General features: G+C 62.1%; 13 protein-coding genes. 12 read left to right on the forward strand and 1 reads right to left on the reverse strand.

The window, feature by feature from the left end; genetic code table 11:
- Nucleotides 1-7 precede the first annotated feature (7 nt).
- Nucleotides 8-1330 carry an NAD(P)/FAD-dependent oxidoreductase gene (locus ACFFNA_RS30615; protein WP_378923562.1) on the forward strand — a complete coding sequence of 441 codons (1323 nt, stop codon included), beginning with the start codon at nt 8-10 and terminating at the stop codon, nt 1328-1330.
- Nucleotides 1331-1371: 41 nt separating this feature from the next.
- Here ACFFNA_RS30615 and ACFFNA_RS30620 read toward each other — a convergent pair whose 3' ends face one another.
- Nucleotides 1372-2115: an SdpI family protein gene (locus ACFFNA_RS30620; protein ID WP_378923563.1), complete on the reverse strand. Its 744-nt coding sequence runs from the start codon at nt 2113-2115 to the stop codon at nt 1372-1374.
- Nucleotides 2116-2340: 225 nt separating this feature from the next.
- On the opposite strand from ACFFNA_RS30620, the gene ACFFNA_RS30625 reads away from it, so the two are divergent.
- The 11 genes from ACFFNA_RS30625 (at nt 2341) to ACFFNA_RS30675 (ending at nt 13859) form a co-directional block, all read left to right on the forward strand.
- The gene (locus ACFFNA_RS30625) at nt 2341-2859 is read left to right on the forward strand and encodes a hypothetical protein (RefSeq protein ID WP_378923564.1); all 519 of its coding nucleotides are present in this window, start codon (nt 2341-2343) and stop codon (nt 2857-2859) included.
- A 43-nt stretch (nt 2860-2902) separates the two neighbouring features.
- The gene (locus ACFFNA_RS30630; protein WP_378923565.1) at nt 2903-3448 is read left to right on the forward strand and encodes a hypothetical protein; all 546 of its coding nucleotides are present in this window, start codon (nt 2903-2905) and stop codon (nt 3446-3448) included.
- Between the two features lie 12 nt (nt 3449-3460).
- Nucleotides 3461-4807, forward strand: coding sequence for a radical SAM protein (locus ACFFNA_RS30635; RefSeq protein ID WP_378923566.1), 1347 nt, complete (start codon nt 3461-3463; stop codon nt 4805-4807).
- Entirely contained in the window at nt 4804-6003 is a 1200-nt protein-coding gene (locus ACFFNA_RS30640; protein WP_378923567.1) for a radical SAM protein, read from the forward strand. The genes ACFFNA_RS30635 and ACFFNA_RS30640 overlap by 4 nt, the downstream gene beginning before the upstream one ends.
- A gap of 209 nt (nt 6004-6212) precedes the next feature.
- Nucleotides 6213-7238: a hypothetical protein gene (locus ACFFNA_RS30645; RefSeq protein WP_378923568.1), complete on the forward strand. Its 1026-nt coding sequence runs from the start codon at nt 6213-6215 to the stop codon at nt 7236-7238.
- A 119-nt stretch (nt 7239-7357) separates the two neighbouring features.
- On the forward strand, nt 7358-8323 hold the full coding sequence (locus ACFFNA_RS30650) for a hypothetical protein (RefSeq protein ID WP_378923569.1): 966 nt from the start codon (nt 7358-7360) through the stop codon (nt 8321-8323).
- On the forward strand, nt 8313-8858 hold the full coding sequence (locus ACFFNA_RS30655) for a hypothetical protein (protein ID WP_111548006.1): 546 nt from the start codon (nt 8313-8315) through the stop codon (nt 8856-8858). Before ACFFNA_RS30650 ends, ACFFNA_RS30655 begins: the two co-directional genes overlap by 11 nt.
- A 72-nt stretch (nt 8859-8930) precedes the next feature.
- Nucleotides 8931-9470, forward strand: coding sequence for a hypothetical protein (locus ACFFNA_RS30660; RefSeq protein WP_378923570.1), 540 nt, complete (start codon nt 8931-8933; stop codon nt 9468-9470).
- Nucleotides 9471-9485: 15 nt separating this feature from the next.
- Complete coding sequence (locus tag ACFFNA_RS30665) at nt 9486-11432, forward strand: RiPP maturation radical SAM C-methyltransferase (RefSeq protein WP_378923571.1); 1947 nt, start codon at nt 9486-9488, stop codon at nt 11430-11432.
- Between the two features lie 9 nt (nt 11433-11441).
- On the forward strand, nt 11442-13019 hold the full coding sequence (locus ACFFNA_RS30670) for an alpha/beta hydrolase family protein (protein WP_378923572.1): 1578 nt from the start codon (nt 11442-11444) through the stop codon (nt 13017-13019).
- Nucleotides 13020-13448: 429 nt separating this feature from the next.
- Nucleotides 13449-13859: a hypothetical protein gene (locus ACFFNA_RS30675; protein WP_378923573.1), complete on the forward strand. Its 411-nt coding sequence runs from the start codon at nt 13449-13451 to the stop codon at nt 13857-13859.
- Nucleotides 13860-13878: the final 19 nt, after the last annotated feature.

Genomic DNA, 13878 nt, shown 5'->3' on the forward strand with positions numbered 1-13878 from the left:
GCCCGGCATGGCAAGGTTCTCGCCGTTTGAAGTCTCGCTCTGGTATGCGACCGCGGCGCCGCCGCCGGAGACCAGCCCTCTGCAAGGACGCAGGCGGGCGGACGTCTGCATCGTCGGCGGTGGCTACACCGGTTTGACCACGGCACTCGACCTCGCCCGCGCCGGCATAGACGTGGTTCTGCTCGAAGCCCAGGAGATCGGGTTCGGCGGCTCTGGGCGCAATGCCGGCCACTGTACGCCAACCTTCACCCACTACAGCCTGCCCGAACTGCGTGCCATGCTCGGCGAGCCGTGGGCCGAAAGGCTGATCGCCCGGCAGACAGGAGCCAACGGACAGGTCGCCGGGATGATCGAGCGCTATGGCATCGATTGCGAATGGCAGCAGAACGGCTACGTCATGGGCGCGCTTACGCCAGGCGCCGTCGCCAAGCTCGAGGCAAAGGCGCAGCAGTACAATGCCGTTGGCGCCAAGACGCGGGTGCTCGACAGACAGGCGACCGAGGAGATGACCGGCAGCCCGCGATATCATGGCGGCTGGTTTCATTCCGAGGCTGGTCACCTCAATCCATTGGGATACGCAAGAGGCCTGGCCCGTGCCGTTATGGAGGAAGGTGGCGCAATCCACACGGGGTCACCGGTCCGCGACGTCGTGCGGCAGGATGGTGCCTGGGCAGTGCATGCCGGCGAAGGAACCGTCGTCGCCGACAAGGTCATCTTTGCGACCGGCGCCTACACCGTCGACGGATGGCCCGGCCTCGACCGGACCTACAAGATCCAGAGGGTGTTCGTCGCCGCCACCCAACCGCTGACCGCCAGCGAACGCCAAACCATCCTGCCGCGCAACACGACGATGCATGATGGCCGCGGCGACATCTTCGTCTACAAGTACAACGCCGAGGGACGCATCGTCGCCTCGATGTTCCCGATGGGTCGTCGCGGAAGGGACATGGCGTTCACACACCGCCTCATGTCCGATCGCCTGCGCTGGCTTCATCCGCAGCTCAGCAGCGAGTTGAGATGGGAGTATTTCTGGTTCGGCGAACTGGACATGCAGAAGCGCACCATCCCGCGATTCTATCAACTCGCGCCGGGCGTCGTCGCGCTGACGGGGCTATCCGGTCGCGGCGTGCCTACCGGAAGCATGCTTGGCGGCATACTCGGCGAATGGGCGAAGGGCGTCCCGGAAAAAGACCTTTCGCTGAAGCTCGAACCGCTCCGGCGGGCACCCTTCTTCATGTCGTTCGCTCCGGCTGCGATGTTGCGATACTATCGCGCCTCGGACTGGCTGCGGGCAAAGGCCAGCGGGTCTCAACTCCCACCCCACGCCTAGCCAGGATCGAATGGAAGATTTCGCGACGCTTGGATTGCGTATCACCTTTGGCCGTTCAGTCGCCGGGATATCCACCACGAATAGGCCACACATGCGAGTGCTGCGGTCAGCAGGATAACCAGCACGGCTGGGCCGACGCGATCGTCCGACAAGCCGAAAAGAGGCAGCGACGCTGTGAGCATCCCGGCCGCCGGAAAGACGAGGCCGCCGAAACGGTGGGTTCTCGTCCAGACGTCCCGATCCCCAAGGGTCCAGGGTGTTCTGATCCCGAACCATCGGTTGGGTTGCAGGAACGGCATTCGCGCGCCGACGAGGGTCATGATCACTCCCAGGACAATCGGCATCAACCGAAGCCGGTTCGTCTGGAATCCAAACGCCGAAGAGATCAAGAAAGCCTGCAGCAGGATGAGCAGCACAAGGCCGGTGAGCCACACCATGTCCGGCGCGGGACTTCTTGCGGGTTCGGCGGGCGCCTGCCTGCTCTCGACCTGCCGCCTCGGCCACAGCTGCAGAGCCATCCACAGCACGGCGAGCAGCGTCGGCGCACCAAGCAATGCGACCCAGCGGCCGGCAAATACGTCCGCTTCGCCCGACGCCGACCAGTGAACCGCAATGCGCGCATCCGGCAACGTGAAGAGTGCCGCGACGATGCCGCTCAATACCATCAGAACGAGCGCTATCAGCCTTCGGCGAATGAGAGGTCTCCCTTTTCGATCATTTGCTGTTTGGAATGCCGCTCCGCGGCGCCGCAAGGGAATGCTGCCCCGAATCGGCGTCAGGATCAACGGGCATGGTCAAACACGGCCTCGCGTTCGATGTGAGGCCGATTGTAAACGCTTTCTTTACTTAAATTAGCAAATGGTAAACTAACGTACTTTTCTTGCTTGAAAATTGATATTAGGGTAGTAATCTTTTAGTTGCCGCCGCAAATCTGGAATAATATTACGCCGGCAACCAATGATTGACAATTTCGAGAAGCATGGCCGACGCGCTCAACGTAGGGGGTGCCTATGGTGTCGCCTTATGCAGATTTCATCAAGAAGCTCCACGGGGACAAAGCGTTCCGGCAGGCATTCGCCGACGATCCGCGTAGCGTTCTTCGCGCGAGCGGGCTCGATCCAGACCTCCTTGACCTGCCGTCCAAAATCGATTTCGACGCGCTGGAACGCCGTATCGACGGGCGAATTTCCTCTGCTCCGCCGGATACAGCCACACTGAGCCATGCGTCGGCACAGGAACTGTGGGACAGGTTCAATTTCATCCGCGTCAACTATGGCCTCCCGTCGCCGTCGACCCCAGCAACGAGCATCATCTACGGTACGACGGCAACCACCTCCGTCATATCCCTTGTTACGGCGCAGGGCAGCGCAGCCCGAATGGATGTGGAGTTAGCGCGTCTCGGCCGGCTGCGTAATTTGACCCGGCTGCCAGGAACGGCCCTCAGTTTTGCGGTCGGCGGACCGGATGGAAGAGCACTGCACGGCCTCGGCATCGAAGCGATCAGGGCGCTGGTCGGCCGCCTGCGTTGACCGGCCCGACGCCCGCAAGCATGTGAAGAACAGGGAGCTTGTCATGGGAACCGAAGCGGCGAGTTTCATCAACCGATTGCGCAAGGACAAGGACTTTCGCCACCGCTTTGTCCGATCGCCCAAGGACGTGTTGTCCGAAGAGGGGCTGAACCCCGACGTGCTGGCGCTTCCGGAGCGCATCGACGAACGGGATCTCCTGAAGAAACTCGACCACGTGTTTTCAGGGCGAGAGTGGCAAGACGAGTTCGCACGGGCCAATCCTGAGACGTTGACGGCCGGGGAGTTGTGGGAGCGGTTCGGCGTGATCGGTTGGAAGGGTTCGGCAGCCGCGGGCAGCAAATCCGGGATCGACGTGTCGGTTGCCGCGGCGGTGGTCATCTATGGCGTCTCCGTGGTGACGTCCTCATCTACGCAAGTAGCGGCCGCCGGATCGTTGGCCATGACATCGGTCGAGCAGTTGAGGTCACTGCGCGAACTGGCTCGCTTTCCAAAGGAGAAGCTCCGCTTCTCCATCGTCGGGCCGGATGGCGTTGCCATCGAGGGCGTGAACGCCGACATGCTCGCCGCCTTTCTCTCACGTGTGAAGTGATGGTGCGCTGCAATGCTTGACGTTTACGACGGCGATCCAACGAAGACGGTGCGCTGGTGGTCCGGGCCGTCCGAGCCACCACGCGTCTGCGTCTGGGAAATCACGCTGAAGTGCGATCTCGGATGCCGGCATTGCGGTTCGCGGGCAGGCGCTGAACGCCCTGGTGAACTGACGCTCGAGGAGGCGCTCGACACCGTGAAGCAGCTTGCGGCGCTTGGCGTTCGCGAGGTCACTCTCATCGGCGGTGAGGCCTATTTGCGGGATGACTGGGTCGACATCGCCAGCGCGGTCACCAAGGCCGGAATGGCCTGCACCATGGTGACGGGCGGCTATCGCCTCGATGATTTCCGCATCCAGGAAGCGCTCGCGGCCGGCATCAGGCGGATCGGCGTGTCGATCGACGGCATCGGCGCTACGCACGACCACCTTCGCGGCCGCATCGGCAGCTACGAAGCAGCACTCGACGCGGCGAGACGGATCATGGCCACTGGCCGGATCGGCCTCAGCGTCAACACCCAGATCAACCGGCTTAGCCTGCCGGAGTTGCCGGCGCTTGCTGAACTGTTGGTCGAGATCGGCGCGAGCGCCTGGCAAGTGCAGCTGACGGTCGCTCTCGGCCGCGCGGCAGACCGTCCGGGCCTTCTGCTGCAACCCTACGATATGCTGAACGTGATGCCGCTGCTCGCAAGGCTCAAGCGGACAGTACTGGAGCCGGGCGGCGTCCAGCTCTTCCCTGGCAACAATATCGGCTATTTCGGTCCGCATGAGCCCTATCTGCGCTACGGCGGCGCCGACGGGCATGCCTGGAGCGGTTGCCTCGCGGGCCAGGCTGCGCTGGGTCTTGAAGCAGACGGCACATTGAAGGGCTGCCCCTCCTTGCCGAGCGTCGACTATGGTGCAGGCTCGGTGCGCACCAGCACCATCGAGGACATGTGGCGGTCGAGCGAGCGTATACGCGGCCTCGGCGAAAGGACGCGCTCCGATCTGTGGGGTTTCTGCGCCACCTGCGAACACGCCGATCGGTGCAAGGCCGGCTGCACATGGACGGCACATGCGCTGTTCGGGCGCCCCGGCAACAACCCGTTTTGCCACCACCGGGCATTGACGCTCGCGGGACAGGGCCTGCGCGAGCGGATCCGTCTGGTCGAGCGTGCCCCCGGCGTGCCGTTCGACTACGGCCGCTTTGAGATCATCGAGGAGCCGCTCGATGGCGAGGAAGGCTATCAAGGCGGGCTCGAGGAGCTTGCCGCGCTCGCGACGCTCTTGGGCGCAGCCGGCAGCGGTGTCTGGTCGAACGCCGGGCTGCGGGCGGCGACGGCAAAGACGGCGCAGCCCCGTCGCCGCGAGGTCGCACCATGAACGCGACCGGCAATGACGTTCAACGCCCGCTCGAACTGGGAATCATGTTCACGCACCGCTGCCCGATCGCATGCCGCCATTGCGGCATCCTTTCCGGCCCGGACAATTTCGACAGCATGGCCATGGAATTGGCGGAGCGCTGCATCACTGAGGCGGTCTCACTCGATCCCAAGCCGGCGACGATCGTCTTCACCGGCGGCGAGCCGATGATGTACCCGCACCACCTGGAGCGTCTGCTGAGCGTGGCCAACCTGCTGGGATTTGCGACACGCGTGATCACCAACGGTTTTTGGGGTCGCAATCAAGCCACCGGTCGGCGCATTCTCTACCGGCTGCAGCTCGCCGGGCTTGATTCCCTCAACTTCAGTGCCGACAAATATCACCTGGAATTCCTTCCTGCCGAGGTTTTCCGTCGCGCAATCGAGATCGCCTGGGAGGCAGGCTTTCCGGTCATCGTCAACACGGTCCTCAACATGCCGGGCGATCCTGTCGCCCTGTTCTCGCAACTCTATGGCATACCCACCGAGAAGATCCGCCTCTTCGACGAGGACGAATTCATCAGGCAGGTGGCTACCGATACCGTGCCGTCCGAATTGACACACATGGTCAATCTCTCGTTCGGCAGGCTTGTCGGCCTCGGACGCGCCGCCGAATACCCGGAAGAGCACTACCGCTCGGAACTTGCCACCTACTCGTACACGCCCTGCCAAGAAGTGGTGAACCGACCGGTCATCTACCCCGACGGCAGTTTTCAGGCGTGCTGCTGCGCCGGCGGCAAGATCGCAAGCTTCACGGTCGGCAACGTCCGTGAGCGTTCGCTCGCGGATCTGTTCGACGAGATGCGAATGCGGACGCATTTCCGGTTCATAAATCAGTTCGGTCCGCGCGCACTTCATGAGGCGATTGCGGAAATGAGTCCTGAGCGCTCCTGCGCCCCTGACGGCTACGCCTCGATTTGCGACGCCTGCGTCGCGGCCACGAAAGGCTTGTGCGCGAAGGAAGTCGATGCCCGTCTCGATCACTGGCTGCTCAAGCGATTTCTCGAGAAGGATGAAATTTCGGCCGGGAGCGGATCGAGGCCGCCGGAGCTGGCTGAGCGTGATGATGAAAGCGTGGCCGCGGTCGACTTTCTGGACGCCAGCCGGCGACTAGCTGCTTCGACGGAAGGTATGAAAATGTTCCACCGGATCACTTGAAAATCTAATATAAGTAACATATGATAAAAAAATCTGGAACAGTGGTCGATATCTGCGCTGATATTTAGTCGGCGATGGGTATTTTTTGAATATCTGATAGATATATTCTTCTCCATCGAATTTATAGTTTGTTTGGCGATTATAACTCTGGGTAATGACGGATTTTCGGAGCGTCGATGGCTATATCGATGCGGCAGGAGCGGCGTCCCATGAGCATGCTTTCTCCGGTTGACCAAGCGACATCGTCGACGGTCGCGTGCTGTCTTGAGCTGGAAATACGCGACGAGCACGGACGGCTTCCACAAGGAAACATGTTCCCGGTGCTGACCCATATCGACAGCGGACGCACCTGGCGCATCCTTCGCTATGCCCGCGCCTTCGACGGTTTGCTGTTCAGGGCTTTGCCGCCCGGCCATTTCAGGCTGCATGTTGCGAGCCCACGCCACGAAACGGTGCAGATGGAGATCGTCCTTGCTGCAGGCGGGCGCGAGCGGATCAATCTGCAACTGAAAAGAAAGCCGGGGCGCGAACCGCTGATCATCGATATCGGCGGCGCCGACAAGGATACGCTGATCCCTGCCCGCCATTCGGTCTCGCGGCTCATGTCCAGTCTGCTCAGTGATCGCGCCGTCCTCAGCGCGGTCGAGGCACCGCTTGACGCGTTGGGTGCAATCGAGGACAGCGAGCGGCACCATGTCCGGCGGCTGCTTTGCGTAGGCTTTCCCATCCCGCGCCGGCCGCTTGCCCAGCGGCTGTTCTGGAGCATTGTCGACCGGCGCTGCCGTCTCGAGGCCTTGCTGGCTACGGTGTTCGCCAATGAGGCGGTCGCCGAAATGCTGGATTGTGACCCAGCTCAGGTGGCGGATGAAGCGCGGACGGCCGTCGACGGACTGGACCGCCTGGATATCGCCGACGCGTTGATGATGCTGGCGCTCTACAGCGCGCCGTGGAAGGCGGTGATGTCCGAGGTTTGCCGCACCCAGGCCGGAATTCGCGATGTGCTGATTCCGGCCGGCCTTGCCCACATGCTGCGGCCCGATGCAAACCCGGCAATCCCGACGCGGCCGAGCGCGCGCGGGCGCTGGGCCGGCCAGCCGTCCGACCAGACCGTGCTCGATGCAGGTCCGCTGATTGCGCGCATCGCCCTGGTGATAGCTGGCGCGTCCGAGGCACAGCCGGCCTATTTCGCCCTGTTCGACCCGGTCCTGAGACAGATGCGGGAGGGCAACGCATGACTGCCGGCAGGAAACCAACCACACTGACCTTGCTGACGTCCTACCAATGCACGGCGGCCTGCGAGAACTGCTGCTTCGCGTCGCATCCCGGGATCGCGGAGAAACTGCCGCTATCGCGCATGCTCGATGCCATTGAGCAAGCAGCGGAGATGGCATCGATGAAGCTTGTGGTCTTCTCCGGCGGCGAATGCTTCATGCTGGAAGATGAGCTTGTCGTGGCGGTTGCGCGCTGCACCGAGCGAGGGCTCGCCAGCCGGTGTGTCACCAACGGCTATTGGGCGAAGTCGGCGCAAGCCGCGCATGCACGCCTCGAGCCGCTCTACAGGGCGGGTCTGCGTGAAATCAACTTGAGCACCGGCGATCATCATCAGCAGTTCGTGCCGGTCGAGCGCATCGCCTATGGCGCAGCGGCCGCGATCGGGCTCGGCATGAATGCCGTCGTCGTGGTGGAACGCGAGATGGACCGGACTTTTCATGCCCAGGGACTGCTCTCTCACCCGGCGATGGCGGCGATCCGCGACCATCCCAACCTCATTGTGTTCGACAGTCCCTGGATGGCGATGGAGGATCGCGATTCCGTGCGGCATGGCCCCGCCAGCCTGACGAACCACCTGAACATTCACCGCCGCGCCCCGTGCGAAAGCGTGCTGGACACGATGGTGGTCAATCCGCGCGGCGAGGTCGGCGCCTGCTGCGGTTTGACGCGCGAACAGATTCCCGAAATGCAGATCGGATCGCTTGAAGAGGCAACGCTCGTGGAACTCGCGGAAGCCGCCGGCAACGATTTCCTCAAGATATGGCTCGCGGTAGAGGGGCCGGAGCACATACTCGCCTGGGCTTCCACGATCGATCCACGCATCGACTGGGAGAATCGTTTCAATCATCACTGTGACGCATGCCGCGCGCTCTATGACGATGCATTGGTGCGCGACGTGCTTGCCCACCATTGGCGCGAGCGGCGCGACGACGTCCTTTACCGTTATCGGCTGGCTCATCAAAAACCCGAGGCAGAATGGCCGGAACAGTCCAACCGGCATGCGCCAATCGCCTCATCCCGGCAGGAGGCCATGAATCATGCACGATAGCGATCTCATCAGAAAACTCGTCACCGATAACCCTCCGGAAAAAGTCCGGAACCTGTCAGAAAGACTCGCGTCCGACCCGAGCCTACTCGAGAAATTCGTCGACAAACCATCAGCCGTGCTGAAGGATCACGGCCTTGCGGTGAGCGGCGACATCAAGCTCGGCGACCGTGAAAAGGCGATGATCCGGATGTTCTCCGATCCCCGCGTCATCGAATTGTACAATAACGGCAAGATCGACGACCTGCGCGCGCACATCACGGACAAGTACAAGGAAATTGTGATCACCAATCCCGGCGACACACACGCAGTGGCGGTCGCGGATTTCGACGTGGCGATCGAGGTCGAGGTCGTCGCCGTTGCCGTGGCCGTCGCGGCGATCGTTGTAGCAGGTGCGGCCGACAGGTTTTCCAAGCTGGCAACGATCGAAGCCGAGGCGGGAATTCTCAGCGCCAAGGTGGCGGCGCTCGAGGCTCGGGTCAATCTTGTCGACAAGCTCGATGCGAAGGTCACCCGTCTCGAGCAGCGCATTCGCTGACGCGGCATCACCGGGGTGGGCGCCATCGCGTTCATCCCGTCTCTTCGTCCATATGGACACTGGAGGGCTGGCATGCGGCAAAGGGAACTGTTGCGGGAATTTGTAACGGCTACTCCGCCGGTCGGCTTGGCTCGCCTGCGCGACGACATCGCTGCCGATCGCAGTGTGCTCGACAGTTTCTGCGATCATCCCGGAACGGTATTGCGGACCTATGGCGTGGACGCCGACCAGACGATTGCGCTTGGCGACCGCGAGAAGGCCATAATCCGGCTGTTCTTCGACCCTCACGTGGCCGAGCTTTATAGCCGCAAGGAACTCGACCGGCTGCGCGAATACATCCTTGCGCATCATCCTGAAGTCGGTATCGCCAACCCGACCGATCTGGCCGGGGCGTTTGCATATGTCGACGTCGACGTGGCGATCATTGCCGAAGCCGTGGCAGTGGCGGTTGCGGTAACGGCGATCGCCGTCACCGGTTCCTTCCGGTCTGGAAGCACGGTTAGCAACGCGATCAAGCCTCTCGCCGCGCGCACTTCGGTTCTGGAGAGCCGGCTGGCGAGCCTGTCGCGGCTTGAAGTCCGCCTCGCCGAACTGGAACGGCGAACACAGTAGGCCTGGAGGCCGCCGATGCGAAAAGACAAGATGGCCGCTCGTTCGAAAGTGCTGTTGTGCGTGATGCCGTTCCTGCCGATCGAACGGCCGGCGCTGGGCGTGAGCCTGTTTGCCGCACGTCTGCGGCAGCAAGGCATTGCATGCGACATATTCTACGCCAATCACCGCTTTGCCGACCGCATCGGCTTTCCGCTCTATCAGCGGATCGCGCAAAGCGCTCCGACGCATGACCTGCCCGGGGAATGGGTGTTCAGCCGCGCACTCTGGAGATGCGACGCGCTACCCGACGAGGCCTTCGATACGTATGCCAGAACCACGCCGGGCGATTACTACCCCAATGCCTTCCTAGGCCAGATCCGCTACGCACGAGAGCAGGCTCCCCAGTATATCGACGATCTGGCGGAAACGATCGACCTTCAAGACGTCGACATTGTCGGTTTCTCAAGCACCTTTCAGCAGAACCTCGCAAGCCTCGCCATGGCCAAGGCACTCAAGGCGCGCGCGCCAAACCTCCATGTCGTGTTCGGCGGCGCCAATTGCGAGGGTGAGATGGGGCTTGAACTGCATCGCAGCTTCACCTTCATCGATGCGGTTTGCCGCGGCGAGTCCGATACGAGTTTCCCGCAGTTGATCGAGGCCGTTCGCAACGACGCGGACATGTCCACCATTGGCGGCCTCGTCTATCGCGGTGCGGGAGGCGAAACGGTCGAGAGCCTGGTGCCCCAAGCCGCGATCCGCGACATGGACAGCCTCCCCTTTCCCGATCACAGCGATTTCCTCGCCGCGTTCGAGCGGTCCACAGCCCCGCAATTCATCGAACCGGAGCTGACCATCGAAACCTCGCGCGGATGCTGGTGGGGCGAAAAACACCACTGCACCTTTTGCGGCCTCAACGGCCTCGGTATCGGCTACCGTGCGAAGTCGGCGGACCGCGCGCTGGCCGAATTCCGCCATCTGCGCGACAGCACGGGGATTCATACCTTTTTTGCGACCGACAACATTGTCGACATGCGCTACTTCACGACGGTGTTCCCTTCCCTGGTGGAGGATGGCACCAAGCTGCAACTGTTCTACGAGACCAAGGCAAACCTCAAGAAGGAGCAGATCGGGATTCTCAGGCGTCTGGGAACGACCTGGATGCAGCCCGGAATCGAGCACCTGAACACGCATGTGCTCAAACTCATGGACAAGGGCATTCGCGGTATCCAGAATGTGCAGACCTTGAAATGGGTCCGCCAGCACAAGATGCTGGTCACCTGGAACGTTCTCTGCGGCTTTCCTGGGGAACGGCCGGAGGACTACGAGGAAGCTATCCGATTCATGCGGTCGATACGCCACCTGACCCCGCCGTCGTCCTTCGCTGCGTTTCGGCTGGACCGATTCTCGCCGATGTTCGACCGGCCGGACGATTTCGGGCTTTCCGGCATCAAGCCATGCCCATCCTATGACCTTTGCTATCCGGGAGTGTCACCAGATGCACGGGCGCGCATCGCCTATTTCTTCACCTACCGTGGCACCTCCGACGCGCGGACGCTGGAGGGGATCAATCGCGCCTGGCGCGAGGCGCAGGATTGGAAGCAGGAGCACCGGCACGCTGCATTGAGCGCTATCGTCGGCACCGATCTGGTAACGATCATCGACCTACGGCCGGATCACCCGGTTCGCCCTTACATATTGGTCGGAGACGATCGGCTCATCTATCTTGGCCTCGACAGCATTCAATCCATTGCTTCCCTCACCGCCAATTTGCGCGGCGTTGCACCCGATCGCGCATGGGACGAGGGAGCCGTGGCCAAAACGGTGCAAGGCTTCATCCAAAACGACCTCGTGCTCCAGGAGGACGATCTCTACCTTGCGCTGGCGATCCAAGTCCCCGCCGACACGAGCCAGGATGCCGAGCACGTGGATATGGCGGCGCCATCAATGCGCTTTGTCCGGCAAGACGAAGCGGCGGTGACCTGAGCCGCCGCGATGAAACCGATCGATTTGCCTCTCATGGAGGGTTTCCAAATTTTGCTTCGCGGCGAACTCTTCGTCGAACAGGCGCGGCGGCGCGTTTCGTCAACCGTCGACGAATATCACTGGACCACGCACGCCGAAAAGGTTGGCGGGCCCAAGCCCGTTCAAGAAGCGGCAATCATTGAAATCGGTGATGACGGCAAGGTTGCGAACTATTCGCTGTTTTCATCCGGCGCCGTGCTTCACCGCGCCGTTTTCGGCCAGAACCGCGCGCTGCTGACCTTGCGTGACGGCAACGAGCATGAGTTGGCGCTGACTGTTGCGCCCGACCTCGTACTTCAGCAGAATTTACTTCTGCAGCTTTCGCGCTCTCTTGCCGCGTTCGATCGCGATGAAGGTCCGCGGAAACTTCACTACTTTTCGCCCGAAGCGCTGGCAGTGCGCGAGATCGAGGTCGCGCCGGCTGGAACGCTGGACTGGGAGACGTCGATCGGCATACGGCTCAACATGAGCACCAGTGGCGCCCTGGTCTCCGCTGTGCGAATGGACGAGCAGGGAACGCTTGTCGGGCGGGCGGGCGCGCCGGTGTTCCACGCGGTGCCGATCGAGACCCTTCGCGGCGCCGAGGAAAGCATCGAACCACCACCGCCTCCCCCTGGCATCGACCGCGAAGAAATTACGATCGAGAGCGAGGATATCACGCTGCACGGCCTGTTCGTGCACCGCCGCGAACCCGCCGGGCCTTGTCCGGCCTGCCTGTTCCTAAATGGATCGGGCTCCATCACCCGCTGGGGCGGTGCGCCCGGCATGCGCCTGAAGACACTGGAGACGATGGATGCGCTCGCGCAAGTCGGCGTAGCCAGCTTGGCGATAGATGCGCGCGGAGCAGGCAAAACCGGATTCGGCAAAGCCGACCGCCCCTTGGGCGCGACGCGGCTGGCCGATGCCGCCGCCGCCTGGCGCTGGCTCGCCGCGCGCGCCGACGTCGATGCCCTGCATCTTTTCGCAGCCGGTCATAGCCTGGGCGCCCTCGTGATCCTGCAGCTGTTGTCGGCCGACCCGGCCCTGGCGCCGGCCGGCCTGATCCTGCTTGCGCCCCCGGGCAGGCCGTTGCGCGATATCCTGATGGAACAGAATGCACGCGAGAGCGCGCGCCTGCAGGTGTCGGAGGAAGAGGCCGGCAAGCGGGACGCCGCGCTACGGCAGTGGCTCGACCGGGAGGCAAGGACAGATGGCACGGAACTGCGGCTCGGGGGCCTGAGACCGCTCACCGATCCAGCCGTCCTCGATGCCGATCCATGCGCGGCGGTTGCAGCCGTCCGCTGTTCGATGCTGATCTTGCACGGCGATAAAGACATACAGACATCGGCCGACCGTGATGCCAAAGCGCTGCACCGCGCCGCCCGCAGCCACAACATCCGCTCCACATACAAGGAAATCCACAACGCCGACCATCTGTTCCGCCTCGAGCCCGAAGCGTCGACGCCGGAGCGTTACCGCCAGGATCTGCCACCGAACCCGGAGTACCTCGCAGCCGTTACTGGATGGATTGCTGGACTTGCTGCCAGTGGACCCAAACCGCGACGTTGACGCCAAGAACGTCACGCTTGGCCAAAAATTTTCTGGCGAAGTGTATGATTGGAAAATAGCAACTAGTGGCGCCTGACTTCAGTCAGAGCGTTTACGGGAAATTTTTGCAGTATTTCTTTATACAACAATCTTAATTAATAATATAGGTCAAAATAAATCTGTTGACGATTGGTGTTGCAATCTTTAAATTGCTTTGGCGGCGCAGATGCGAGCCGCTGGAGCGTAGTGAAGCCGTCCGATTTGGAGGCCGATCAAGATTCTGTTTGTCTTGGAACCGACAGACGAGACCGTTCGGCAACGCTGCCTCCGACTGGTTTTTTCGGGAGGGCCGGCATGGTCCGACGTAGAAGTCGCGCGTCCGACGAAGTCGCTTCCAAGCGACGTTCTGCGCCTGAGCCGTCAGAGGGCCCACGATCGCGGGAGCTCGCCATGAGTGCTGAAAATGCCTATTCGAACTACTGCCTGAAAGGGTTTGAGCTGGCGCAGCAATATGCGGCGCGCACGCAGGAACTCTACGGCCGTAGCCGCCAGCAACTGGAAGAGGCCGAAGTCCCGGCCCGTGATCAACTCCAGCAAATCATGGCGTCGTGGCAGCGGGCGCTGAGCGAGGCTGGCAACGGCGACGACGCGCAACAGCGCGCTGCCTCTGCATGGCTCGATCACGCGCGCCAGTACGGGCAAGTGATCAGCAAGCATCAGAACAGCGTCGAGCGGACCATGAAGGACTTGGGCGAGCAGTTGGCGTCCGCATATGACGAGGCTCAGCAAAAGGCCCGCGCGAATTTATCGGACTATCTGGCCGACCTGCAGACACTGGCGAGCGGCAAATCCGACGAATGACAAGGCTCTTTTTGGGGTC

It is taken from the genome of Mesorhizobium kowhaii (assembly GCF_042431665.1).
In the GTDB taxonomy this organism is placed as follows: domain Bacteria; phylum Pseudomonadota; class Alphaproteobacteria; order Rhizobiales; family Rhizobiaceae; genus Mesorhizobium; species Mesorhizobium kowhaii.